The 26,107-nt window shown below is 41.8% G+C and carries 17 protein-coding genes; 10 read left to right on the forward strand and 7 right to left on the reverse strand.

Annotated elements, in window-relative coordinates; genetic code table 11:
• Positions 1-3 precede the first annotated feature (3 nt).
• From PR766_RS14195 to PR766_RS14205, 3 genes are read right to left on the reverse strand one after another with little or no spacing between them, the layout of a single operon-like run.
• A complete protein-coding gene (locus PR766_RS14195) occupies positions 4-2,511 on the reverse strand; it encodes a fimbria/pilus outer membrane usher protein (protein ID WP_036974037.1) in 2,508 nt (835 codons plus the stop codon).
• 14 nt (positions 2,512-2,525) lie between these two features.
• The gene (locus PR766_RS14200; protein ID WP_006663315.1) at positions 2,526-3,218 is read right to left on the reverse strand and encodes a fimbrial biogenesis chaperone; all 693 of its coding nucleotides are present in this window, start codon (positions 3,216-3,218) and stop codon (positions 2,526-2,528) included.
• Positions 3,219-3,270: 52 nt separating this feature from the next.
• Entirely contained in the window at positions 3,271-3,864 is a 594-nt protein-coding gene (locus tag PR766_RS14205) for a fimbrial protein (RefSeq protein ID WP_006663314.1), read from the reverse strand.
• A gap of 648 nt (positions 3,865-4,512) precedes the next feature.
• On the opposite strand from PR766_RS14205, the gene PR766_RS14210 reads away from it, so the two are divergent.
• Positions 4,513-4,935, forward strand: coding sequence for a DoxX family protein (locus tag PR766_RS14210; protein ID WP_036968544.1), 423 nt, complete (start codon positions 4,513-4,515; stop codon positions 4,933-4,935).
• A 94-nt stretch (positions 4,936-5,029) separates the two neighbouring features.
• Here the strand turns inward: PR766_RS14210 and PR766_RS14215 are convergent, their stop codons facing one another.
• The gene (locus tag PR766_RS14215) at positions 5,030-13,234 is read right to left on the reverse strand and encodes an invasin domain 3-containing protein (RefSeq protein WP_272518481.1); all 8,205 of its coding nucleotides are present in this window, start codon (positions 13,232-13,234) and stop codon (positions 5,030-5,032) included.
• Positions 13,235-13,491: 257 nt separating this feature from the next.
• Here PR766_RS14215 and rnz point away from each other — a divergent pair, with 257 nt between their 5' ends.
• Positions 13,492-14,409: a ribonuclease Z gene (gene rnz / locus PR766_RS14220; protein ID WP_154635936.1), complete on the forward strand. Its 918-nt coding sequence runs from the start codon at positions 13,492-13,494 to the stop codon at positions 14,407-14,409.
• Between the two features lie 58 nt (positions 14,410-14,467).
• Here the strand turns inward: rnz and PR766_RS14225 are convergent, their stop codons facing one another.
• Together PR766_RS14225 and deoC are read right to left on the reverse strand one after the other, a co-directional pair.
• Positions 14,468-15,247: a DeoR family transcriptional regulator gene (locus PR766_RS14225; RefSeq protein WP_006663307.1), complete on the reverse strand. Its 780-nt coding sequence runs from the start codon at positions 15,245-15,247 to the stop codon at positions 14,468-14,470.
• 46 nt (positions 15,248-15,293) lie between these two features.
• The gene (gene deoC, locus PR766_RS14230; RefSeq protein WP_006658293.1) at positions 15,294-15,962 is read right to left on the reverse strand and encodes a deoxyribose-phosphate aldolase; all 669 of its coding nucleotides are present in this window, start codon (positions 15,960-15,962) and stop codon (positions 15,294-15,296) included.
• A 182-nt stretch (positions 15,963-16,144) separates the two neighbouring features.
• On the opposite strand from deoC, the gene rbsK reads away from it, so the two are divergent.
• From rbsK to PR766_RS14245, 3 genes are all read left to right on the forward strand, one after another.
• The gene (gene rbsK, locus PR766_RS14235; RefSeq protein ID WP_006663306.1) at positions 16,145-17,065 is read left to right on the forward strand and encodes a ribokinase; all 921 of its coding nucleotides are present in this window, start codon (positions 16,145-16,147) and stop codon (positions 17,063-17,065) included.
• 160 nt (positions 17,066-17,225) lie between these two features.
• Positions 17,226-18,533 carry an L-fucose:H+ symporter permease gene (gene fucP, locus PR766_RS14240; RefSeq protein ID WP_006658295.1) on the forward strand — a complete coding sequence of 436 codons (1,308 nt, stop codon included), beginning with the start codon at positions 17,226-17,228 and terminating at the stop codon, positions 18,531-18,533.
• A 63-nt stretch (positions 18,534-18,596) separates the two neighbouring features.
• The gene (locus PR766_RS14245; protein WP_036979057.1) at positions 18,597-19,613 is read left to right on the forward strand and encodes an aldose 1-epimerase family protein; all 1,017 of its coding nucleotides are present in this window, start codon (positions 18,597-18,599) and stop codon (positions 19,611-19,613) included.
• 32 nt (positions 19,614-19,645) lie between these two features.
• Here the strand turns inward: PR766_RS14245 and PR766_RS14250 are convergent, their stop codons facing one another.
• Entirely contained in the window at positions 19,646-20,053 is a 408-nt protein-coding gene (locus PR766_RS14250) for a DUF2750 domain-containing protein (protein WP_036974031.1), read from the reverse strand.
• Positions 20,054-20,196: 143 nt separating this feature from the next.
• Between PR766_RS14250 and PR766_RS14255 the strand changes: the two genes are divergently transcribed.
• The 5 genes from PR766_RS14255 (at position 20,197) to PR766_RS14275 (ending at position 25,972) form a co-directional block, all read left to right on the forward strand.
• The gene (locus PR766_RS14255) at positions 20,197-21,210 is read left to right on the forward strand and encodes a mechanosensitive ion channel family protein (protein WP_006658299.1); all 1,014 of its coding nucleotides are present in this window, start codon (positions 20,197-20,199) and stop codon (positions 21,208-21,210) included.
• A gap of 272 nt (positions 21,211-21,482) precedes the next feature.
• Positions 21,483-23,642, forward strand: a complete 2,160-nt coding sequence (locus PR766_RS14260; protein WP_154635937.1) for an ornithine decarboxylase — start codon at positions 21,483-21,485, stop codon at positions 23,640-23,642.
• Positions 23,643-23,740: 98 nt separating this feature from the next.
• Positions 23,741-24,676, forward strand: a complete 936-nt coding sequence (gene uriH / locus PR766_RS14265) for a uridine-preferring nucleoside hydrolase UriH (RefSeq protein WP_006663302.1) — start codon at positions 23,741-23,743, stop codon at positions 24,674-24,676.
• Positions 24,677-24,692: 16 nt separating this feature from the next.
• The gene (locus tag PR766_RS14270; RefSeq protein ID WP_036968553.1) at positions 24,693-25,166 is read left to right on the forward strand and encodes a DUF6882 domain-containing protein; all 474 of its coding nucleotides are present in this window, start codon (positions 24,693-24,695) and stop codon (positions 25,164-25,166) included.
• A 194-nt stretch (positions 25,167-25,360) separates the two neighbouring features.
• Positions 25,361-25,972, forward strand: coding sequence for a hypothetical protein (locus PR766_RS14275; RefSeq protein WP_036959789.1), 612 nt, complete (start codon positions 25,361-25,363; stop codon positions 25,970-25,972).
• Positions 25,973-26,107: the final 135 nt, after the last annotated feature.

Here is a 26,107-nt window from a genome sequence, read left to right on the forward strand (position 1 = left end):
CCTTTATTGACAGCGGTTTTTACCTTTATCCATCGTGTTAATTGGTTGATGAATGACGCACTCTTTTTCCCCTTTCAGCTTGACGTGTAAGGCTGAAGGTAGTTGATCACTCTTGAGGTACAACACGCCAGATTGCCCTACATATCCAATACTTTGCTGTTGTGGATCCACAACTTCTGTACCGAATGGCAGGCTATGACCATCCGTTTTTTCACCACGTAAAATAAAGGTTTGTCGAGTGTCTGTTTCTAACTTGATATAGTTCACTGCGCCTTGATACGGGCTGATGTTCGCCATATTTCCGAGCACTTCAGCGCCAGCCGTGTTTTCGGTATCAGAAAGGGTATATGAGTTAGCGCGATAAGGGGTGCTGTTGGTCACGAGCACCACACCGCGCTGATTGGTTAGCGTGGTTTTATTGTCATTAACCATCATATTATCGGCCATTGGGGCATCAATGATGGTATAGGTATCCCCGGTATCACCCGATAAGGCGATATGGTTAGGGATAGCAACCAAGGTACCTCGGGCACCTAACCCTGCCTGACGATAATCATTCGCTTCGGTGTAAGAACCGGATAATGTGGTGTAAGGGTGTTTATAGGTAATATTTCCACCGAGGACATTGTTACCCCCAGACTGATTCGTGCCTGTCACGGTGTAATTAATTTGGTTATCTTTCCCCGCGATGCCACTGACACTCATGGCAGTTTGTTCATAGTGAGAATCAGTAAAATAGCTGCCTAAGCTCACGTTAGCGCGTTTTTCGAATAGGCTAATGGGAACGCTGATATTCATATAAACGCGGGTTTCTTCTTTATTATCATAATTACGCACCCGTGATACAGATACGTTGTAGGAAATGTCGTTGTAGTTGTTGGCATAACCAACTTGATATTCTCGGCTACTGCCGTGAGTATTCCAGTAATCACGATGGGTTCCAGAAACAAAAACAGAGCCATAATTGTCGCCAAGTTGCTGATTCAAGTTAACGGTGAAGGTATTTTTCGCCCGTGAGCCTCGTAAGGCATCGAAGTTACTTAGCGAGAGATCGGAATTGTTATTATTATTGCCAATTTGGTTGGCATTTTCGTCTTGATATCGCTGCCAGGCTTTATAGTTATCATGAGAATAAATTGAATCGACAAAGCTATAGTAGCCGCTAGTGGAATAGCGGTATGTGGCGAGCGTTAAACTGGTCGAAGTGGCATCAATAAATTTACTGTAGGTTAAACGATAGCTTTGACCACTCTTATCTCCACTATCCAATTTAGTTTTGGCATGAGTGACGTCTGCGGAGATAGCACCAAAGCGAAAGTTCCAACCACTTCCAATGACGGCGGAATAATATTTCTCACTGAGTAGAGCGCCGGAATAGAGCGTCACTAAGTTATTCAAGCCGTAATGATATTCACCTTGAATAAATTTAGGTTGGTATGAGGTATTGTCGATTTTTGCTTGCCCAGCAAGAATGTTATAGTTGGAAACACCCTCTTTAAGCATGTCGGGTACGGCGGAGTAGGGAACAGAGAATGATTCTTTTCGACCATCCGCTTCTTGTATTACCACCAATAAATCACCGCTTCCCGCGCTAGGCTGAATATCGTTAAATGCGAATTCACCTGGCGGCACGTTTTCTTGATAGACCAAATACCCATTTTGATAAACGCTGACTAAGGCGTTGGTTTGTGCGACGCCCCGAATAATCGGCACAAAGTTTTGGCTTGAGTTTGGCAACATACCCACTTCCGTTGCGAGCATTATTCCTCGCATACGGATGCTATTAAATAGCGCCGTTGGTGTATAAAAATCGCCAGCCTTCAGCCCTGAGTTAATCTGGCTGATTGGGCGGTATACATAGCGGGTGTTATTGCGCCATTTTTGCGAGCCATGGGATGAATAGCGATAACTGGATTCATCACGAAATTGCCATGCACCTAAATTGACACCCGAGTTGAGGGTGGCATAGAAATTCTCATTATTTCTCTTTTCGTGTTTCTTCTCTTTATAAGTGTAATAGTTTGTATTATAAGCAAAAATAATGGCTGGCACGCCATGTTGCCACAAGCTGGGATCGACATAACCAGATTCAGATTGTTTAATCGACACTTGTGGAACTGTAATGTTTAGTCGTAATTCGCTGATTTTAAATTGGTAATGTAAATTGGGTGCCAGTGAGCTGAGTTGAACATATGCGTTATCTTCAGTCTGATCTGTTTGGTTAGGTGTGGTTTTTAAACCGAGCTTAGGGACATCACTTTGCGCAATGCTGATTTGCTTACCATTATCTTCAACATTGATGTCAAACTGTCCTTTCCAAACCTGATTAACATAGATGTCCGCAAGTTGTTTGCCCGCTGGAATTTGTCCATCCGAATAGAAACGAGAAATATCTCCTTTTGCAGATTCACCCACCAAAAGGGAGGTATCGAATTCATCTGCAAATGCATTTTTTAGATAAGTCTGTAGCCCTATTAAAATAAGGATGTAGAGATAATTTTCTTTTTTCATGATGGTTTCTTCTGTTAAAGCTGAAGGTTTTTAGATTTGAAAACACCATAGTCATCAACATAAGTCAGAATAAGATTGTTACCTTTTAACTGCTTTTTTAACGGCAGTGTTTTGGATGTGTGGGGTGGAACCATCTCTGAATCAACAAGCGTTGTTTTTTTATCTTCAGGCGTTGTAATAGCAGCAATTGTAAAGTGGTATTGGGAATTATTATTCACGACAATACCGTTATTATTTAGCTGGTAATTAATATTGTCCGTGATATTTTCAGGTGATTCAGTTAATCCCTTAGGTCGATAAAATAATTTTATTCTTGAACGCGCCGCTAATTGAATGACATTTTTCCCTTTCATTGAATCTGGCGCTTTAGGAATATCTAGGACATTTAAATAAAAAATACTTTCAACATTATCTGGAAGTTTTCTATCTGTTTTTTTAATTTTTAATTGTTGACCTTGCAAACCCTCTATTTTGATAATAGGAGGATAAAGATAAAACGGTGCATCTGAATTTTCAGGTGTTGAGTTTATATTGCCATCATCAATCCAAGATTGAACTAATGACGGTGTTTTACTGTTATTAGTCAATTGCACGGACATGCTTTGTGCATCTTCAGGATATATAATTCTTGTTCCTGTAATAATAACGTTTGAAAATGTTTCTTTAGAAAATAATAAAAGAAGTAAGAATAATAATTTTATTTTCATAATAAATTCTCACTAAAAGCTAGGTTCAGAGGAACCTAGCTTGAGTTTATTGTTATAGATATGAAACGGTATAAACAACGTTTGATTGCAGCGCACCGACAGATGCGGCAGTCGCATTTGTTTTGTAGTAGCTAGCAATTAAGTTCAATGTTGCACCCGCAGCTGAAGTGGTATTGGCTGCGGTTAACTGAGTATCAAAGGTCGTATTTAATGGAATAGCAACGGTTGGTGATCCAGTCTGTGACAAGCTAAAGCCCACGTTACGAGCAACGGCCGGATCATTTTCGTTCACTGTTGTATTCATTAAATACAGGCCTGAAGGCGAAATATTACTTGAAGAGAAGTGAAGTTTTAATGTCCCTGCTGGCGTACCTCCACCAACAATTGCACAGTTTGAAAAGGTAAGCCCAAAGGCTTTTTGGTTTTTTGTAATAACTGTACTTGCCGTTGTTCCTGCATCAGAAGATATAATCGGATCTAAAGCAATCGACATATCAGCGCTGTTATTACCATTAATCGTACAGGTAGTATCACTAATTGCACCGGAGAAAGAAATAATACCTCCAGGGCTATTTGTGGCAGCAATTACTGAGCCAGATAACACGGATAAGGACAGTATTGATAGAGAAAGTATATGTCTAGGCATAATTAACCCCATCGAGGTTCTCGATTAATTAAAATAAGTGATTTTTTTTCGCGAGTCAGAATTGACTGGCTTTTTAAGCTTAGACAAGGTTTAAAGATCTTCAAGATATGTAAAGTGGAATTCTTGGGTTTATAAAACCAATGATTTTAAATTTTCAGATTAAAAAACTGAATTTTTTATTTTTAATTATCTTATATACTGTTTTTTTGCTTATGATGAGTGATGTTGCTTAGTTAAGTATAGATAATATAAGGAAGATTTTATTTCTTGGTTTTTTTTATTTTATTTTTATTCTGGCATTTTTTGTTTTTATTTATCTTTAATATTTAAACAAGTAAAAAGAGTATTATGCTTTTTTAATATTTTTGTTTAATTAATTAAAAATTTATTGAGTGATTAATCTTGCTATTTATGTGGTTAATTTGTTGATGGGATATTTTTCAATTGAACTGCACATTGAATCGTTGGGTTCAAAAAATTAGTTCAAAAAAAGAGAGCATAAACGCTATTTTTGAATAAGAAATAGTGGATTAAAAATAACTAGAATTACCTTGATATAGATGAATAAAATGAAAATTAAAACAATTCTCATTTCTGATTTTTGAACCATAATGATAAGTAACATAACGTAGAGAGATGGGGTGCAAAATGGTCGGACTTTTCAATCGTTGTTTGTCACATGAAGACGCAGGAAAATTGCTGTTGCGCTTAGCGGTGGGTGGATTAATGCTATTTCATGGAATGAGCAAGTTGCTAACAGGTGCGAGTGGCATCAAAGGATTGCTGGCGTCTTATGGCTTACCTGAATTCATTGCCTATGGCACGATTTTAGGGGAAGTGGTTGCTCCTATCTTCATTGTGTTGGGTATTTTGACTCGCCCTTCAGCGCTTTTAGTTGCTTTTACCATGGTTGTCGCGTGGTTAATGGTAGGGCTAGACAAAACCTTTTTATTGGATAAAACAGGGGCATGGGCGATTGAGAGTATCGTTTATTTCTTTGTGAGTGCGCTGGCGATTGCTTTTCTGGGTGCGGGTAAGTATTCCGTGGTGAAGAGCGAAAATTGGCGATAAATAGTGTTGAATAGTGAAAAGGGCATCGATATTCGATGCCCTTTTGTTTTTAATTAACTAAAATCTAGTCTCCATAAGGGGCTCTAAGATTTATTTAAGGTTGAAGGTCGTCAACACAAATGACTTCTCCATCAGGACTTGAGTTCATAATTCCATAGCTATGTGGATTTAGTATATGAGTTATCTGTGTTGCGGTTTGCATATCAGCAAGCAAGATCATCGGGTTTGGGCTAAGGTTAAGTTTCTGTAGCGAATGCTGGTTGTGCCATTCATGGAAAATTTTCTCCCCGGCATTACGTGGCATTACATATGGTGTTCCGTTTAATAAAAGATCATCGTACCTAACTAGACGGCTAGGGGTTTGGCAAGTATTTACTGCTTCTCGCGCCGAAAATTTCCCCTTATGAACATACCATTTTTTCAACGTAAAACGGTACTCTACAGGGCGTGTATAATTGGTGTGTGCTTTAGGCTTCCCTGTAAAGATAGGGATCATTGCATTTATACCCTTTATAGGCGTTGGTTTGCGTAATAGGGTGACAATCCCTTCTTTATCAATAGATAACCAATCAATGTCAACACTCCAGTTATAATCAGTTTGTTTACCAATCGGAGCAATAATTTGAAATTGAGCCCCAGCAAATCCAGTGTGAGGGAATTCATCATTCTCAGAGAAGATATGTTCCCTTCCAAGCGCTTTAATTTTTAATTTACCGTAGGTCACCACGATGATCTCCGGTGTTGACCCTGAGTAATCAATGGAAGCGTTATCAAGATAAATTGTCGATTCACCCACCACAGGATTATTAAAGTTAGCGGTATATACGCCATCAGTGGTTTCAATCATGATACGATCAATCTTTCCAGCAGTAGCTTGTATATGGGGTTTTTTCCCTTTAATTGCAACGCCATTTGCATCTTTTAACTCTAATGTCACGATGGCATTGGTACTACTGTTTTCATCAAGGTCATCTCTATTTACAGATAATTGACTCTTACCAGTGGCAAATACAGGTGTGCCCGCTTGTACTGTTAGGTTAATTGGGGCACTGATTTGGGTACCCACATTTGCAGTAATGACATAATTTCCACTAATAGAGAGGATCATTTCTCCTTTATATTCACCATTTTGCTCTTTCCATGTTGGCTGGTTTACGGTTCCATTTGCATTGTTTAAATGGATATCAGCCGGTTTTATCATGACGTTGTTTCCATAGATATCTTTCGTGCTTAATGTGAACATGACATTTTCACCAAGCGTAATGTTGTTGTTATCTATGGCTAACTCAAGGCTATTGACATGTTGTATTTCCGTAAAGGGTTGAACGGTAATTTTTAGGATGTTATCGAGATTATTCACCTTAGCCGTTAACGTGTGCTCTGCGACTTTCTGCAAGTTTACAGAAGCCGTATATATACCCGATTGCTTGCCATCTTCAGCCCAATTCGGTGATGTTAAGTTTTCAGGTGTATAGCTATTCGATAATAAAATATCTTTACTCAGTACGTTATTCACTCCGTTTCCATATTGATCTTTCAACGTTAAAGTGAGCACCGTTGATGTATTTGGTAAGACCTGAGTAACGGTTGCGGCAAGTTGTATTGAAGCTACTTTATCTTTACCACTTGGTGAATTAACGTGAATAGAGTTCGTCTCCGTGAATTTATTCACTGTTACCATCAGTGGGGTATCACCGGCTTGGTTTAAAGCAAACTCTGTATGATAAGACCCATCTTGGTTGTCTACCCAGTTTGTGGTCTGAAGGGTTGACCCAATAAGGAGTTCAATATGCTGAGCTTCAACGCCAACCACACCATTATTGAACTTATCCATTAAGGTTAGTGTGAGTTTGGTTTTTTCTGCTACCTCAATTTTTGCTGGGGCTTGTAGGGCAATGGCTGCAACGTTGCTATACCCTTTCAGTGGTTGTACATGGATTTGAAGCATTTTTGTTTGCCCATTGACGCTGGCAATCAAAGTGTGTGACTTCACTTTATCAAACTGCACATCTGTGATGTACGTGCCTAATGTTAAAGGTGATTTTACCCATTTTACTGAGGTTTTGATTTGTGAGTCGGTATTGGTTAAGTCAATATCTGAAGCTAAAACATCATTGACTTCGTTACCAAAGCGATCCTGAACGTTTAATGTAAGCTCTGTTTTCTCGCCAACGGAAATTGTATTTTTTCCAGTTGTTATTATAACTTGGCTGACATTGGTCGCGCCTTTGAGTGCATTGACAGTAATATCTGCGGTTGAAGTGCGTTGTTTATTAATCACTGCGCTTAACTTATGTTTTCCAACGAGCGTTAACGGAAGTGATGCTTTATAAATACCTGCGGAATCCATACGCCAAGCTAATCGACTGTTATCGATAGTTTCAGCTGTATAGCTATTTTCCAGCATAATATCCGAACCATTGACACCAATAATGAGATTATCGTATTGGTCTTTCAGCTCTAGCGTTAACTCCACATTGTTACCTGCATCCAAATTTACAATACTGGATGCTAACTTGGCTTTTGCCACTTTAGTACTTCCAACAGGTGCAGTGACTTCAATAGTTTCAATTCGGCTATTTTGCTGATTAACCGTTGCTCGAAGTGGGTAAACACCGACCTGCTTGATTTGTACTTGGGTAGTGTAAATACCATCCATGGCAGATAACCATTTCTTATCAATTTTGGCGTTGTTCTGTGTAAGGTGAATATCTCGGTTTTGAATATTGGTGACACCATTGTCTACCGAATCTTTAAGTCGTAAGGTTAATTCAGTGGTATCTCCGGCTTCTATTGCCGCATCTTTAATCGTCAGCGCCGTTGTATTGACATTGCTAGCACCACTTAGAGCCTTAATTTCAAGCGTTACTTTATTACTGAGAATATTTTTGACGATCGCCTGCACATCTTGCGAGCCTAATCTATTCATCAGTAAGTCAATCGAATAGCTGCCATCGCTGTGATCCTGCCATTGAGATATCTCACTTAAATTTGTTAATAGCTTTAAATGAGAATTCGCTCCGGTTAAAGGATTATTAAATTTATCCATTAAATTAAGTGTAACGGTGATTTTATCGCCAGAACCAACCGTTTTTTTACTGCTGCTAAGCATTACTGTATCAAGTGCACCACGTTGCCCCGTCCTATCAACGGTGCTTAATGGGATTGGCATTGGGTTATTGATAGTCCAATTTACGCTTGCTAGCTGACCATTAACGGTCACTTTAACGGCATGTTGACCTTTTTGCTGTGCAGGAAGTTCTCCAGAGTATTGACCTGTATCGCCTAATTCAGTCAGTTGAATCGACTGAATAACGCCATCAATTTCAAGGGTCATATCACGGTTGAGAACGTTGTTAACAGGGTTTCCATATTTATCTTTCATTATCAAGGTAATGGAGGAGGTATGACCGGCATCAACGGTGGTTATTGGGGATATCTCCAATGTCGCAACTGAAGATGCACCTTGAGGAGGTGTGACCTGAAGAGTGGCATTGTGTGAGATATTATTGACTTTCACTGTGACAGTTTGCTTTCCAACGCTATTTAATGAGATCTGTGCGGTATAAATTCCTAAGTTGTTCATCTCAAGCCAAGTCGTTGGAAGGGGGGTGCCAGCGCTATTTTCTAAGGAAATATCAGCACTGTTGACTTGAGAAACTGGATTGCTGTGTTGGTCGTTGAGTTTCAATATCAGCGTAGCGGGAGTACCTGCAACGATATTTGCGGTGCTAGTTGATAGCTGAACATCACTGACTTGCTTCTGACCAACGGAAGAAATGGCATGAATTAGCACATTATCTTGCTTGCTATTAACAGTGGCTTTCAATGAATGAATGCCACCTTTAGTCACAGTTGTTTCCGCTGTATAGACACCTTTTTGCTGATGGTGCCATTGCAACCCTTTTAGCGCACTGCGCGTATTATCATCATTGATATTTATACTATTATCCAGTACATCGGTTACGCCATTATTAAACTGATCAAGCAGCGTGAGTTTGAGTTGAATTTTTTCACCAACGACAAATTGTTTCGGTGTAGCATCAAGGTTAACGTGATGAACGTGAATAGCTCCTTTTAACGCGATAACATCGATATCAATAGAGGGGCTATTGGTGAAACCGACTGTACTAACAAGCTTATGATTTCCTAATTGTTTGAATGAGATTTCGGTGGTGTATACGCCATTACCTTGCTCTTTCCATTGAATATTGGATAGCGTCAGTTTGTTATCTTCTAATTTGATGTCACTAGAAGGAATTTTCTCAACATTATTATTGTGTTTATCACGCAAAGTGAGAGTGAGTGTTGTGCTCTGCCCCGCAGAAATCTGTAGGTGCTGGGCGTGTAACTCAACGGCGTTCACTGATGTTTTAGTTTGTTGAGTTTCAACCGTAATCGAAATAGGTTGGCTAGCGATAGTGTTTATGGTCGCAGTCAAGCTATCACTGCCCAGCTTAGTCAAGGGGAGTGAAGTTGTATAAGTACCATCGTGATGATCTTTCCAGGCGAAGGAGCCAGTTTGACCATGGGTTAACGCGATTGCCGAAGCGAGACCCGTTAACGGATTTTTAAAGGCATCTTTCGCCGTCACGGTTAAATCAAGGGTATCACCAGATTTCAGGTTGGTGAGGGGGCTGCTGCTTAAGGCAATCGTTGCAACTACCCCTTGAGCGCCTTTTTGCCCTTGCGTATCGGTGGCTATTGGTGTTGGTGCTTGTACCGCTAAGATCTCTTTGTTGGAGTCCTTGCCGTTGACGGTGACCTGAATATTTTTATCACCACTGTGTTGTGCCGGTAGGGTCACGGTGTAGCTACCATCTGGATTTTGCGTCGCTGAGAGCGTGTGGGTGGTGCCAGCAATGGTCACCTCTAGTTGCTGAATGTCGTTGACCGGGTTGCCGTTACTATCGGTTAAGGTCACGGTCAGCGTTGGTGTCTCACCAGCTTGTGGGGCTTTATTGGTCGGGGTGATCACCACATTTTGCACACCGGTGTGACCGGTGCGGTTAGTGACGTTGACCTTGAGGGTATTACTGTCCACCTTATTGGCGGTCGCCGTCAGGCTATCTTTGCCCAGCTTGCTTAAGGTCAGTGAAGCCGTATAGGTACCATCTTGGTTATCTGTCCAAGTGACGGAGCCAGTTTGACCATGGGTTAACGCGATTGCCGAAGCGAGACCCGTTAACGGATTTTTAAAAGCATCTTTCGCCGTCACGGTTAAATCAAAGGCATCACCGGATTGTAGTCCCGTGAGGGCGGCGCTGCTTAAGGTAACGGTCTCTAGGACACCTTGCTCACCCCTGTTCCCCTGTACCTTGGAGGGGATTGGTGTTGGGGCTTGTACAGTTAAAGTCTCTTTGTTGGAATCCTTACCGTTGACGGTCACCTGAATGTCTTGTTTACCGCTGTGCTGCGCCGGCAGGGTGATTGTGTAGCTGCCATCCGGATTCTGAGTTGCTGGAAGCGTATGCGGTGTTCCTGCAATGATCACTTCAAGTTGCTTCACGTCGTTGACTGGGTTGCCGTGGCTATCAGTTAATACCACGCTGATCGACGGTGTCTCACCGGCTTGCGGGGTGTTGTTGATCGGGGGGAGCACCACATCTTGAATTTTTGAAATATCAACATTATGGCTGACCGTCAAAACAGTTTTGGGGCTGAATATACCATTCACATGGGCTGTGATATCAATATCCCCAGTTTTGGTTAATGGTAAATTGACAATATAGTCATATTTTCCATCTTGGCGCCAAGCAATATCGTTTCCTTTTAAATCACCAAGATGAATATTACTAGGGTCGATATTTTCAATCTCATTACCAAAACTATCTTTCAGCGTGACCATCACAAGTGGATTGTCACCAGATTTAAAATCTGTACGGTTAGGATTGATATCGATTTCAATATCAGCGATGACGCCTAATGTTCCTAGTGGACCGCTGCCGTCAGCGGCGACAGATGCGACGGCATTTGTTCCACGCGTATTAAACTTTTGTTCTTGTGAAACTGTTTTGCCCATAACAACTTGGATGGTATGCGTACCAGATTGTTGCCCGGAAATTTTAGCGGCATAGATGCCTTTGTCGATATCAGTATCCCAAATTGCTGTTGACTCCGTTTTCTTGTCAATGATGGTTGTAATGTCATTTTGGGCATCAATAATTGGGTTGCCGTGACTATCCAGTAATTGAAATGATACTTGGCTTTCTCTGCCTGCATACACTTCAGGGACATCTAGGATAGTCACTTGATGTAATTTACCGCTAAGGAATTGAACAGATTTGGTTTCACTCTGGCCATTGATGGAGATGGTCACTTCGCTTGAACCCGCTTTTAAACTAGTGAGTGTAACTTCAACAATGCCATTTTCATTGGTTGTTGCTTTATCGACGATCTTTGCATGCGTTGCCGAAAAAGTGACTTCCTGATTGGCGAGCAGATTTTTATTTTTATCAGTAATGTGAGCTTTTACTGAATTTGTTGAAATACCATCGGCAAGAACACCGGATCGGGTGATTGTAAAGCTGTGGATACTGGCTTGAGCCGAATCTGGTTTGAAAACGACTTGGGCTTTCGCCGGTTGATGATTACCTGTGTAAGCGCTAATTTCGTATGACCCTGCAATTTCTGAGGTAAATTGTACCAGTGCTTCGCCTTTATCATTGGTTGTTGTTATGTACTCCCAGGGTTTAGCGACTTTCATTGTTTGCATTTTTTTACGTAGGCTATTTTGAACGCTGGAGCTAGTGGTCGTTTTTGTTTTCTGGGAGGCGAGTGTGAGCGCATTTGGTAAAACAAAGACCACTTTTGTGTTAGGGATTGCATGACCAAGAGAGTCTCTGGCAATAGCAGTAAGACCATTAATATCATTTCCATTCGCTAAGCCTTTCCCATGAAATTTCATATCACGAGGACTGATACTGATTGAGCCAGAGTGGGTAATTTCAATTAATGTTTCAGCGACAGGCGAGGCATTACCTTTAATATCATAGGCAATTGCACGTAAACGGTAGCGATTTATCCTTTGTACATCTTTTGCTGCATTGGATGTTTGATAAGATGGCAAAGTTAAGGTTGCCGTTTGATCATCCGAACTAATAGAACCGCCTACAGCCAAAAATTCAGGTGCTTGCCACTCAATATGTTTGAGGGGGTATTTACTTGTGAAAGATTTGACTAGCGGCACGGACTGCCCTGTTATCCCTTGAATTTTACTCGGTAATGACAGGTGTAGTACGGTTTTCTTTTGGTAGTTGAGAATAATATTATTATTGCGCTCTACAAAATCATAACGATTGCCGGAAAGACGACGGGTCTCGGCAACTTTGGTTGGATCTAAATGGTGAGCTAAGTTTTTACCAAAGGTCCACGTAAATTGAAGTTTGGCTTGGGTCTCTACTTGTTTTTCACTACCAAGCTTATGACTGGCATTTAATGTGAATAATGGGAATGGCGTCCAGTTAGCACCGATGGTTGCGGCATTTGGGTTTTTTTGACGTTTTGTTTTTCCGAATAATGCAACGCTATCGCCATAATATTGCTCATATCTTAGGTTTCCACCTAGGTGTGGGTAATTTGGCAGCCAACCTTCTACTTGTATATCCCAGCCATGAGCGGGTTTAGCATTAAAATCGTGATTTAATTCTGAGGCACTTTTCCATGATGTTAAACCGAAATAACTATTGGCATTTAATTTTAAATAGTCTTGCCAGTATTCCACTCCTAATCCTACGCGAGTATGGGCGTGAGACAAATCGTGATCGATAAACGCGTTCATACCGATAGTGCTTTTTTCATGAAAATAACGTAAGCCAATTCCATTATTGGTATGAAAACGCTCATCATAGCGATGAAGAGTGTGCTGGGTGAATAGCAGGATATCTTCTTGGTCATACCAAGGGATCAACCAGTCAAACTGTGAATTTTTGATGGAGAATTTTTTATCAAAATCGATATTGAGTTTGACATTGCCTGCTTTGGATAACCAATGTTCAATCTCTTTTGTCGCTTCACTGGAAACTTTATTTCGTGCGTAGTCTTGCGCTATCTGAGACAGATCCTTCATCGTTTTCTTTTGTGAAAGGAAGGTTCCAACTGTTTTAGTGTATTCAGCGGCTAAGTGTTCGGTATTATTTTCATCGATGATTTGGTCGCTACCTAATGATGGTAACTCTTTGTTATCCAACATTTTTGCATAAGCTGGGATAACAGGCATAATGGCAGATGACCAAATAGCCGTAAATATAACAAAACCGTTAGCCAATTTTTGCTTAACGGTCGAAACAGAGGAGCTCATTCAATTTATTCCTAGTGGCGAAAATTTACGCGGCTATTCTGAGGTGGGTATTCGATATAGGCTTGTGAATTGATTTGACTTAAAAAGAAATTGAATTTGTTCGGTGGAAAAACAATGAATTCCATAAATTTTCTAAACGTGGTCACGACGAAAATGATAACAGTAAAAAGATGCTGAGAAAGACAGCTCTAGCCACTTTGGAAAAGTTTGGAATTGTATTTTAATAAAACAAAAACAAAGAGATAGATAGAGGAACGATGGAACTGACTTTCTTGGGTACTAGCGCAGGTGTGCCAACAAAAGAGCGCAATGTCACCAGCATAATATTAAATTTAGTCGGTATTCGTAAAGGTTACTGGCTGTTTGACTGTGGCGAAGGAACACAACATCGAATCTTAAATAGCCCCTTTAAAACCCCAAAAATCGAGAAGATTTTTATTACACATTTACACGGCGATCATATTTTTGGCTTACCTGGATTACTCTGTAGCCGGTCGATGGGAGGAGCCACAGACCCATTAACGCTATATGGACCAAAAGGCCTGAAGCAGTATGTGGAAATCGTTTTATCAGTGAGCGACTCCTTCATGACTTATCCTCTTGAAATTGTAGAAATTGAAGCAGGTGAGTTATTTGATGATGGGGAGCTAGTTGTCACAGCGTATCGGTTGGATCACCGCGTAGAATGTTATGGCTATCGTATTGAAGAACATCCAAAACCGGGGACGCTAAATGTGCAAAAACTGGAGCAAGATGGGATCCCTCGCGGACCTTGGATGCAGGCGCTGAAGAAGGGCGAAGTTATTGAGCTAGAAGATGGCCGCAGCGTGAATGGGGCTGACTACCTTGGTGAGCCGGTTGCAGGGAAGGTGGTCGCGATTTTTGGGGATACCACCCCAACACCAGAAGCGTTGCTATTGGCTAAAAATGCTAATGTGATGGTGCATGAAACCACGCTAGAAGTGGCGCTGGAGGTGAAAGCCAATGAGCATGGGCACTCTTCAACTCGCCAAGCCGCGCAATTGGCTAAGCAAGCAAATGTGAAACGGTTTATCGCCACACACTTAAGCGGACGTTATGGACCCGCTGATCTTCCTCGCTTACTGGCGGAATGCCAAGCAGAATTTCCAGAAACTCAGATAGCTGAAGATTACTTGACGGTGAAAATTGAGTGAGAAAACAAATCGACACGGGTTCAAACGTGTCGATTTTGTTTTGATGAAATACCTCAGCCTAATAAATAACTTTAACAAACCCATTACGGCAGTATGTTTCGTATTCATCACTGAGTTGCCGGTTCGTGACAATCACATCAAATTGAGATAACTCTCCCATATTCGCCGTCGCCACTTCATCAAACAGATTGTAAGGCGCTAATAAAATCTTACGAATAGATTTTTCCATGCCTTTCTTTTTCATCGGTAAATCATCGAGATTATAGCAAGTCACCCCATAGGCACTGTGAACGCCAGTTGCGGACATAAACGCTTTTTTGGGGTTGATGGAATCCAATAAAGAAGGCAATGTTGGGCTGTAAAAAGAGTCACTTTTGGGGCGATATTCCCCACCACAGAGCAGAGCGGTAGCATTCTTTTTCTGGCTTAAAGCAAGGAAAACGTTATGGGAGTAACAAATTCCAGTAAAGCTTATCTCTTCAGGGATCAAGGCGATCAAGGTGGCCATTTCAATGCCATTATCGAAAAAGATCACATCGTCTTCGCTGACCATACTGGCGGCTAGATTTGGAATATACAGATCTTCAGTTTGGTCTGGTGTGAAAATATCGGCATGAGGCTCATGAGGAGTTAAAGCGGCAGGTTGAGTGACAGAAACAATATAGCCACCAAGCAGTGACATTGGAATGGGACCTTCAGTATCGGCATTGAGATCTCGACGAATAGTCATTTCAGAAACTTCGAGTATTCTCGCTGCCTCTTTAAGGTGAATGCGTCCTGAACGTTTAATACATTCACTTAATCGGCGAAGGCGTTCTTTTTGTTTAGTTTCTATCACCCTGCAATCCTTTTTATGATGGCGCGGACGAACCGCGCCCCGTTGTTTAGTAGTCACTTGGAGTGGTATTTTCTCCAGTCACAATAGCGACACTCGCGCTTGCACCAACGCGGTTAGCACCAGCTTCAATCATCTTAATTGCGGTTTCACGCGTACGTACACCACCGGATGCTTTGACGCCAATTTCATTGCCAACCACTTTACGCATTAAAGCGACGTGATGCTCAGTGGCACCCATTGTACTGAATCCTGTTGAAGTTTTCACAAATCCAACGTTAATTGTGCGGCAAATTTCACAAACCTGTGTGATTTCTTCATCAGTTAACAGGCAAGTTTCGAGGATCACTTTCAGTGTTGCCTTACCACAAGCCGCAAAAACGGCTTCAATATCTTGACGAACAAAGTCTAAATCACCACTTTTTAGCATACCAACGTTGATGACCATATCCACTTCATCGGCACCACGGCGAACAGCTTCAGCGGCTTCAAATGCTTTAGCTTCTGTTAAACATGCACCTAATGGGAAGCCTACGACACAGCACACCATCACATCGCTATCTTTTAAACATTCACTTGCTAAAGGTACATAGCCGGTGTTAACACACACAGAGGCAAAATGATATTGTGCGGCTTCTGCACATAACGTTTTGATATCATTAACCGTTGCGTTAGCAGCCAATAAAGTATGATCGATATATTTCGCTAAATCTTGCATTTTAAACCTTCCTATATGACGTTTTCAGAATAGATGTGGAATAGGTAACAAAGAATGAGGAAATGTGGCAGATATAACACTTGATCATTCGTTATTCGAGATCCTAATCACAAATGATATTTTTGCAACATGATAATGTTAGGATTATATCATTATGTGATTTATTTAACACGAGGGACATCATGGATATAGCAGTTATCGGTTCAAACATGGTCGATTTGATCACCTACATTGATCAAATGCCAAAAGAAGGGGAAACCCTCGAAGCCCCAGCCTTCAAAATCGGTTGTGGCGGTAAAGGGGCAAACCAAGCTGTTGCCGCAGCAAAGTTAAACTCTAAAGTGATTATGCTAACTAAAGTTGGAGACGATATTTTTGCGGATAACACCATCCGTAATCTTGAGTCTTATGGCATCAATACTCGCTATGTAGAAAAAGTACCATGCACCTCAAGCGGTGTCGCACCGATTTTTGTTAACCAAAATTCGTCTAACAGTATTTTGATTGTTAAAGGGGCGAATAAGTTTTTATCCCCAGAAGATATCGACCGCGCCGCGGAAGATCTGAAAAAGTGCAAACTGATCGTATTGCAGCTGGAAGTGCAGCTGGAAACGGTTTACCACGCGATTGCCTTCGGTAATAAGCACAACATTCCTGTGTTACTTAACCCAGCACCAGCACAACGCGCACTGGATTTAGATTACGCATGTCGTTGTGATTTCTTTGTACCGAATGAAACCGAGTTAGAAATTCTGACCAACATGCCTGTGGATACCATGGATAACGTGCGTCGTGCCGCACAATCCCTGTTAGACAAAGGTCTGAAAAACCTGATTGTCACTTTAGGCGACAAAGGTGCGCTATGGATGACTCGCGACAGTGAGTTATTTATTCCGGCTATCAAAGTCAATGCAATTGACACTAGTGGTGCTGGCGATGCGTTTATCGGTTGTTTCTCTCATTACTATGTTCACACCGGAAACATCGAAGAAGCGATGAAAAAAGCGGTTCTATTTTCAGCCTTCAGCGTAACAGGAAAAGGCACGCAATCTTCTTATCCAAGTATCGAGCAGTTCAGTGAGTTTGTGCAGTTGAATAATTAGTTCTAACCATCTTTCAAGCGCCAGAAGCATTACCTGTACCCACAATATTTGCTCTGAATTTGAATGATGTTGAGCATGACCGGTTGAAATGAAGGTTGCCATTAGAGCAAAAAGCCCGTTTAACCGGTTAAAAATATTATAAAAACGATTAAGGGTTACTATGAACATCAAGAACATCACTCAGTTACCTGATGGGTACCTGAATAAGACACCTATATTCCAATTTATCCTGCTTTCCTGCTTATTTCCGCTTTGGGGATGCGCAGCAGCATTGAACGATATTTTAATCACACAGTTTAAAAGCGTCTTTGAACTCAGTAACTTTGCTTCTGCATTAGTGCAAAGCGCGTTCTATGGTGGTTACTTTTTGATTGCGATCCCTGCGTCATTAGTGATCAAAAAAACCAGTTATAAATACGCGATTATGATCGGATTGATCTTGTATATTGCGGGTTGTTCCATGTTTTTCCCAGCATCGCACATGGCAACTTATACCATGTTCTTAGCGGCGATTTTTGCGATCGCGATTGGTTTAAGCTTCCTTGAAACCGCAGCCAATACTTACAGTTCCATGATCGGTCCAAAACAGTACGCGACACTGCGTCTGAATATCAGCCAAACCTTCTACCCAATTGGTGCCGCAGGTGGGATTTTACTGGGCAAATATTTAGTTTTCTCAGAAGGGGAAAGCCTACAAAGCCAAATGGCAGGAATGGATGCGACTCAAATCCATGAATTCCGTTTAGCCATGCTGGAAAACACCCTTGAACCATACCGTTATATGATCATGGTATTGGTTGTGGTGATGATCCTGTTTTTACTGACGAAATTCCCGAAATGTAAAGTGGCAGAAACTGCGGAACATAAACGTCCTTCTGCACTGGATACCTTAAAATATTTAGCTAAAAACAGTCGCTTTAGAAAAGGGATCATCGCCCAGTTCCTATATGTGGGAATGCAAGTTGCTGTTTGGTCGTTCACCATCCGTTTAGCGCTGGAAATGGGGGATATCAACGAGCGTGATGCCTCTAACTTTATGGTGTACAGCTTCGCCTGTTTCTTTATTGGTAAATTTATTGCCAACATCTTAATGACTCGCTTTAACGCTGATAAAGTACTGATTATTTATTCGATTATTGGTGTGCTGTTCCTGGTGTATGTGGCCTTTATGCCGAGCTTCACTGCTGTGTATGCGGCGGTATTAGTGAGCATTCTGTTTGGACCATGCTGGGCAACTATCTATGCTGGTACGCTGGAAACGGTCGATAATGAACATACCGAAATGGCGGGTGCAGTGATTGTGATGGCGATTGTCGGCGCGGCAGTTGTACCTGCAATCCAAGGCTATGTCGCGGATATCACTCACTCTCTGCAACTCTCTTTCTTAGTCTCAATGCTGTGCTTCGTCTACGTGGGCATCTATTTCGTCGGCGAACGTCGCTTTAAAGCTAAACAACAAGCCAAATAATTCGCTATTGCTCAGGGTAGGCGTTGTGCCTACCCATCTTTACTTCAAACCGTGAGTATGACAATGAACACAATTATCCCGTTACATAAACGCTTATTTACGGAAAAACCGACCTTAGTTTTGAAAAATAGCCAGTTTTCCGTTTCCGCCTTTGTTTACCAATCTGGCGTGCAAGGGCTGCGGGTTGAAAACTCGCAGGGGCACTTAACCATTTTGCCATTTTTAGGGCAGATGATTTGGGATGCTGAATTTTGCGGGCAAAATCTGAAAATGGAAAATATGTTTTCAGAACCCAAGCTTGTTCCAACCGTAATTGAAACCTATGGCTGCTTCGCTTTCCATTCTGGATTAATCAGCAATGGTTGCCCATCGCCAGAAGATAATCACCCATTACACGGGGAAATGCCCTGTGCACCAATGGATAGCGCATGGCTTGAATTGACTGAAACCAGCCTTAAAGTGTGCGGTGAATATGAGTATGTGATGGGCTTTGGTCACCATTATCGTGCCGCGCCATCCGTACAATTAAATGCGGATAGTGCACTGTTTGATATCCACATGTCAGTGACTAACTTAGCGTCTGTACCAATGCCGCTTCAATATATGTGCCATATGAACTACGCCTATGTGGATGATGCCACCTTGACGCAAAATATTCCTGAGCAGGCAATTAAGTTGCGGGAGTCTATTCCGGGGCATGTACACCCAACTCAAAAATGGCTCGATTTTAATCAAGCGCTCAAGTCTGGAGAGGTGACGCTAAATCAATTAAATCAGCCGCAGATGTGTGACCCTGAGATTGTCTTCTTTATGGATAATTTGAGCCAATACACTGCCAGTCCTGAATTTAAAATGCGGTCACCAGCAGGCAATACCTTTGTAACTCGTTTTAAATCGAATGAGCTAAATTATGCGACACGCTGGATTTTATATAATGGTGATCAAAAAGTAGGGGCCTTTGTGTTACCTGCAACCTGCCGCCCTGAAGGGTTTATTGCCGCTAAAAATAACCAGACGCTGATTTGGCTAGAAGCCGGAGAAAACCGTCAATTTACGGTGACAACGGGTGTAGAGCAGTAACTTTTTTACTAAGGCTGCCGTTGAGCAGCCTTTTATTCATATTGTTGACACTCTTCTTGTAAGTCATCAAGTAAGCTTTGCGCATCAAATATAGGAGTGCTTTTCCCATTCGGTAACATCATGATTGCCGTTTGAATATTGGCACTTGCCATATCCGGTAAGATTTCTGTCATCAAATGTTCTAGTGTCATCGGTAGCGGATAACATTCTGCCCATTCATCCGTCAAACACAGTTCTACGTACTCTTTCGCAGCCCATAGCGGTAAAAATAAGCGGTGGTCATCATTCTGCGCGGTCACTAATCCATCATGGTTAGCTAATGTCCAAACCTGTTCCCAATCAGCAACTTTGCCAACAAAATAGAGATATCGGCGATGAGGGGAGAGCAATAGAACATTGTTGATCTCTTGCTCTTTAGGCGAAAAATAGGCGCTATTCATTATTGGATTACCTAAAAAGTAATTGATAATTATTGAGATAACTAGGTGAATAATTGTTATCTTAGCAGTTATTCACTCACTATTTAGAGTGTTATATTTTACACAGCAAATTAGTTTTCAATGTCAGTTTAGGGCAATAAGACATGATAGAAGCACTACTCGAAAAATATGCCATTGGCATGACCATCATTGCCGTTTGTTTAGCCTTGTATTTGTTTTTCGAGGTTTTACATAAGCGACATAAACATAAGCGAAAAAGCATTTTGGTGCATGGCATTCAGACCATGGTTCTATGTGTAATGGTGCTAGTGGCAGCACAATCTATCGATATGGCAACCAGTGATTTTGATTTAACCTTTATCTCGACATCACTAATTAACTTAATTGCCATATCGGTGATTGCATTAATTATCACGCGAAAATTCTTTCAGTTGGTTAACCGCCTTGAAAAGAAACAGATTAAAAAAGGGAGTGACCCTACCTCCGCACGTATCATTGCTCGAGTGTTTAAGACCGCCGTCATTGTCATTATTATACTGTTATTTGGCGAACATTTTGGCATGAGCCTATCAGGATTAATGGCATTTGGCGGCATTGGCGGTATCGCTATCGGTATGGCGGGTAAAGATATCCTGAGTAACTTTTTCTCTGGGATCATGCTGTACTTTGATCGTCCGTTCAATATAGGAGATTGGGTCAGTTCACCGGATAGAAATATCGAAGGTACGGTGGTGGAGATTGGCTGGCGCATCACTAAGATTGTCACTTTTGACCATCGCCCGCTGTATATTCCCAACTCACTGTTTTCCTCTATTAGTGTTGAAAACCCAGGACGAATGACCAATCGACGAATAAAAACGGAAATCGGTTTACGTTATGAGGATGCCGACAAGATCAGTGCGATTGTGGACGATATCCGTACAATGCTGAAGCAAGATGAGAACATCGATACTGGGCAAACAATATTGGTTTATTTCGATGCGTTTGCCGATTCTTCCCTGAATATTATGGTGTATTGTTTCACCAAAACGACGGTTTGGGCGGAATGGTTAGATGCTCAGCAAGCGGTTTACTTGAAAATTATTGAGATAGTAAAAAGCCACAATGCGGACTTTGCGTATCCATCTCAAACGCTGTATGTGGAAAGAAACAAGTAACCTCGTTATCCTCGACAGTTAACCGACTGATTCACTACTGAGAGTGTTTGTTTCGGTCGGTTAATCTGCAAATAATTTATTTTTTATGGTTTATGCTTAAAAAGCCAGCCTGTCTGCGCTTAAATTTTTATGCGATTAACCAGTGAGTTATAAAAAATATTTAACCTAGGCAAAACTGAATAATTTTGCATTAATTCTGACTATTTCAATCTCAGTATCTATCAAGTATATTGAGCCCCTCTTTACCTCAGCTAACCAAGAGCCAGACTGCTATGAAGAAAATCAATGTGGCATGTAGCCAGGGGGTCGCTATCTATTTTACCGGTCATTTCCAGTGGGTAGATATTCGCGATGCACAGTTAAATAATATTGCTGCGGTTGTGCTTTCTGAACAAGATGCCAACCAAGGACTGTGGAAGAGAGTTGCTGACAGTAAACTCAGTATTCCGCTGTTTGTCATTAGTGATAAACAGCTACCGGACAATGCCTCAATACCTGATTATTTAACCGCGCTCTTACCGCCAGCACCTGCTGCGCGTGAAGAAAATAGCCGCCAGTTACGTGATGCTGCAAACCAATATCTTGAGCAGTTATTACCGCCATTTTTTGCACGCATGATGGACTACGCCGCGGGTCATAATGTGACATTTGCATGCCCAGGGCACCAAGGCGGACAATTTTTCCGTCGCCACCCAACTGGCGAGCAGTTTTATCAATTCTACGGTGAAAACCTCTTTCGTACTGATTTGTGTAACGCCGATGTGGCGATGGGGGATTTGCTGATCCACGAAGGTGCTGCAAAAGAAGCCCAGAAATTTGCCGCGAAAGTCTTTAATGCGGATAAAACGTACTTTGTACTGAATGGCACTTCATCATCCAATAAAGTGGTGCTGAATGCCTTATTAACACCAGGTGATTTAGTGCTGTTTGACCGCAATAACCATAAATCTAACCATCATGGCGCCCTGATCCAAGCGGGGGCAACACCCGTTTACCTAGAAACGGCACGTAACCCATTTGGTTTTATTGGCGGGATTGATGCTCATTGTTTTACCGAAAGCTATCTGCGTAATGCGGTAAACGACGTGATGCCAGAAAAAGCGCAGCTTGAAAAACCGTTTCGCCTTGCCGTGATCCAGCTTGGCACCTATGACGGCACGGTGTACAACGCAAGGCAAGTGGTGGATAAAATTGGGCACCTTTGCGAATACATTCTATTTGACTCTGCATGGGTGGGTTATGAACAGTTTATTCCGATGATGCGCCAATGTTCGCCTTTATTGCTGGAATTGAATGAAAATGATCCCGGCATCATGGTGACGCAATCTGTTCACAAGCAGTTAGCTGGTTTTTCGCAAGCTTCACAGATCCATAAAAAAGATAATCATATCAAAGGACAGGATCGCTTTGTCTCCCATAAAAAGCTGAATAACGCATTTATGATGCATGCCTCTACTAGCCCGTTTTATCCGCTATTTGCCTCACTCGATGTGAACGCACGTATGCACCAAGGTGCGGCGGGAGAAATGATGTGGATGGAGTGTGTGAGGCAAGGAATTGAGGTACGCAAATCCATTATTCAACACTGCCGTCACTTTAGGCCGTTTGTGCCTGAGCTCGTGGATGGCAAGCCGTGGCATGAATATCCAACCGAACAAATTGCGTCGGAGCAGCGCTTTTTTAATTTTATCCCTAAAGAGCGTTGGCATGCCTTTGATGGCTACGCGCAAGATCAATATTTCGTTGATCCTTGCAAGCTGATGCTGACGACACCGGGGATTGATGTCGAAAGTGGGGAGTATGAATCTTTCGGGGTGCCTGCCACGATTTTGGCGCATTTTCTGCGTGAACATGGTGTGATCCCTGAAAAATGTGATTTAAACTCGATTCTATTCCTGCTAACACCTGCTGAATCTCGTGAAAAGCTCGAGTTGTTGGTGTCCCACCTAGTACGATTTGAACAACTTTTGGATGAAGATGCGTTATTGGAAGACGTTTTACCTTCAGTGTATCAGCGTTATCAAGATCAGTATCAAGGTTACACTTTACGTCGATTATGCCAAGAAATGCATCAATTGAGCGTAGATTTCAATATTAAGCAGCTACAAAAAGAGATGTTCCGTAAGGCGCATTTTCCACAAGTCAAAATGAACCCACAACAGGCTCATGTTGAGTTTATTCGTGGCAATGTGGAACTATTGCCGCTGGATGAGTTAGAAGGGCGTATTGCCGTAGAAGGGGCATTACCTTATCCACCAGGAGTACTGTGTGTTGTGCCGGGGGAAGTGTGGGCAGGTCCAGTCTTGCAATACTTTAAGGCGTTAGAGGCCGGAATTAATGCGTTACCCGGTTTTGCGCCAGAGTTACAAGGTGTCTATATCTCGAAAAATGAAGATGGACCAAAACGCGTGTATGCACATGTTTTGAAATAAATTTATTCGTATTCAGACATCACGCATAGATTTTGCCGAATGAGATAGTTAAATTGGGATCCGCAAATGTGGATCCCGATTGACGATAAGGCAACCCTATGACGAAAAAGATTATTCTCGACTGTGACCCTGGGCATGACGATGCTATCGCTATGCTACTGGCTTACGGTAATCCAGACATCGATTTACTCGCCGTCACCACGGTTGCAGGCAACCAAACCCTTGAAAAAGTCACCCGAAACGCACTCGCAATCGCTGAAATGGCGAATATTCGCGGCATTCCTTTTGCGGCAGGCTCCGCACGTCCCTTAGTGCGAGAAGTGGAAGTTGCACCGGATATTCACGGAGACTCTGGATTAGATGGCCCAGAGTTACCGACGCCAACGCTGTCATTAGATGGGCGTCACGGAGTGAATCTGATCATTGATACCATTATGTCCCACCCGCCAAAAACCATTACGCTGGTTCCCACCGGTGCGTTAACCAATATCGCTTTAGCAGCAAGATTGGAGCCACGGATAGTTGAACGAGTGAAAGAGGTCGTGCTGATGGGAGGCGGTTACCATGTAGGAAACTGGAGCCCAGTAGCTGAGTTTAATATCAAGATTGACCCTGAGGCAGCACACATTGTTTTCAATGAGAAATGGCCTCTGACGATGGTTGGATTAGATTTAACTCATCAAGCATTGGCAACTGAAGATGTGGTCGCAAAAATCGCTCAAATTGATACGCAATGTTCGCAGTTTGTTGTCGAATTATTGGATTTCTTTGGGAAAATGTACAAACAGGCACAAGGTTTTGATGCGCCGCCAGTGCATGATCCTTGCGCGGTTGCCTATGTTATTGACCCTTCCGTCATGACCACGCAGAAAGTCCCTGTGGATATTGAATTGACGGGAACACTCACGCTTGGAATGACTGTGGCAGATTTTCGCCATCCAGCCCCAGCGGATTGCCACACGCAGGTAGCGGTAAAATTAGACCGCGACAAGTTTTGGCAAATGGTCATCGACGCACTGAAAAATATTGGTTAATGGGATTGTATTTAACATGAATAGTGAATTAGAACAGATGCCTTACGAGTCATTAATCGAACGCAGCATGAATTCCCTGCAACTGAAAAACCAGTTCCATTGTGATAATTGGAAACTGGACGAAGCCAGTTGGTCGGTGGATCAAGATGAAGGCACCATTATTTTTCATGCGCCAGATAATGTGATGGCCACTGCACCAGTGCAAATTATCGGGACATATGACCAAAATGTGGGTAGTTGGATGTGGGGCTGGGCTAATAGCTCCATTGAAGAGTCATTAATGCGAGATGCAATTGTGGTTAAAGCTTACGGTGAACGGCAAGATAATAGCTTGCTGACTTCCCGTGTGAGCGATATCGAAGAGTATGATGCATGGCAGTTGGCGGCACTGGCATGTGAGTTGAATGAGCAGCAAGGTGTTTATCGCGGCGTTGCAGGCAGCACACTGATTTTTATGACTTTCGGTCAAGTTTCCCTCCAAAAAATATAAACCAGAAGCGCCTTTTTTATTGTTGATAAAAAGGGCGTCAGGTTCCAGTCTGTTTATTCTTGTTAGCTAAATGATTAGCTTGCTAATTTTTATTCAGAAAAAGTGTTTTTCTATATGCGTTATATTCAGAAAATAAGAAAGTATTGGAACGTACATATTTTCTATTTTTTCATGAAACGCATAAGGAACCTTACATGTACGAAGGTCAACAACCGGAAAAGGCATTACCTGAGAGCGCACAACTGCAATGGGTTATCCAAGGGATGGGGGCTTACAATACCCTCAAAGTCACACTAGAAAATCACATAACGAATATCACGAACAAAGTAGATAGCAATCATGAAATTCTGAAGGAAAAACTGGATGATAAGCATGATTCTGCTTTGGCAAGAATGGATGATAGGTGTGGTGTGTTGCAAGAAAAAATAGATGCTTTACAAATAAAAATGGATGAGCGATGCAACTCTTTGCAAGAGAAGATGGATGAACGGTGTAATGCCTTACAAACAAAAATGGATGAGCGATGTGATGCTTTGCAAACAAGGATGGATGAGAGATGTAGTGCTTTGCAAGAAAAAATGGATGAACGGTGTAGTGCTTTGCAAGCAAGAATGGATATTCGATGCGATGCTTTGCAAGAAAAGATAGATGATAAATATAATATATTAGTTCAGTCTATTTTGAGATCAGAACAATCAGTTCTTAACCAGATTAAGGATATGCAATCCGCTAATTTAAAATGGTTTATTGGGATTATTGTTGGCACAGGCATTGCATTTTATAAAGTATTTACCATGAGCCCATGAGGTTGAAATCCAGCCAACTTCTTCTTGCTTTTTAATGAGTTGAATATCGATAGATCATTATTAAAACAAAAATCCCAGAAAGTTGCTTAATTCCTCGAAAATGATCCGCACAGTTTATTATGACAAAAGAAAGCC

Origin of the sequence: Providencia sp. PROV208, assembly GCF_028479465.1 — a bacterium.
Lineage (GTDB): Bacteria > Pseudomonadota > Gammaproteobacteria > Enterobacterales > Enterobacteriaceae > Providencia > Providencia alcalifaciens.

What these genes read in the sequence shown, in the direction of transcription:
- PR766_RS14250 (WP_036974031.1), bottom strand. Translation starts at nt 20,053, where the DNA reads ATGAATAGCGCCTATTTTTCGCCTAAAGAGCAAGAGATCAACAATGTT.
- PR766_RS14200 (WP_006663315.1), bottom strand. Translation starts at nt 3,218, where the DNA reads ATGAAAATAAAATTATTATTCTTACTTCTTTTATTATTTTCTAAAGAA.
- PR766_RS14270 (WP_036968553.1), top strand. Translation starts at nt 24,693, where the DNA reads ATGAATAGTGAATTAGAACAGATGCCTTACGAGTCATTAATCGAACGC.
- PR766_RS14275 (WP_036959789.1), top strand. Translation starts at nt 25,361, where the DNA reads ATGTACGAAGGTCAACAACCGGAAAAGGCATTACCTGAGAGCGCACAA.
- PR766_RS14195 (WP_036974037.1), bottom strand. Translation starts at nt 2,511, where the DNA reads ATGAAAAAAGAAAATTATCTCTACATCCTTATTTTAATAGGGCTACAG.
- PR766_RS14205 (WP_006663314.1), bottom strand. Translation starts at nt 3,864, where the DNA reads ATGCCTAGACATATACTTTCTCTATCAATACTGTCCTTATCCGTGTTA.
- uriH (WP_006663302.1), top strand. Translation starts at nt 23,741, where the DNA reads ATGACGAAAAAGATTATTCTCGACTGTGACCCTGGGCATGACGATGCT.
- PR766_RS14255 (WP_006658299.1), top strand. Translation starts at nt 20,197, where the DNA reads ATGATAGAAGCACTACTCGAAAAATATGCCATTGGCATGACCATCATT.
- PR766_RS14215 (WP_272518481.1), bottom strand. Translation starts at nt 13,234, where the DNA reads ATGAGCTCCTCTGTTTCGACCGTTAAGCAAAAATTGGCTAACGGTTTT.
- fucP (WP_006658295.1), top strand. Translation starts at nt 17,226, where the DNA reads ATGAACATCAAGAACATCACTCAGTTACCTGATGGGTACCTGAATAAG.
- PR766_RS14210 (WP_036968544.1), top strand. Translation starts at nt 4,513, where the DNA reads ATGGTCGGACTTTTCAATCGTTGTTTGTCACATGAAGACGCAGGAAAA.
- PR766_RS14245 (WP_036979057.1), top strand. Translation starts at nt 18,597, where the DNA reads ATGAACACAATTATCCCGTTACATAAACGCTTATTTACGGAAAAACCG.
- PR766_RS14260 (WP_154635937.1), top strand. Translation starts at nt 21,483, where the DNA reads ATGAAGAAAATCAATGTGGCATGTAGCCAGGGGGTCGCTATCTATTTT.
- deoC (WP_006658293.1), bottom strand. Translation starts at nt 15,962, where the DNA reads ATGCAAGATTTAGCGAAATATATCGATCATACTTTATTGGCTGCTAAC.
- rbsK (WP_006663306.1), top strand. Translation starts at nt 16,145, where the DNA reads ATGGATATAGCAGTTATCGGTTCAAACATGGTCGATTTGATCACCTAC.
- rnz (WP_154635936.1), top strand. Translation starts at nt 13,492, where the DNA reads ATGGAACTGACTTTCTTGGGTACTAGCGCAGGTGTGCCAACAAAAGAG.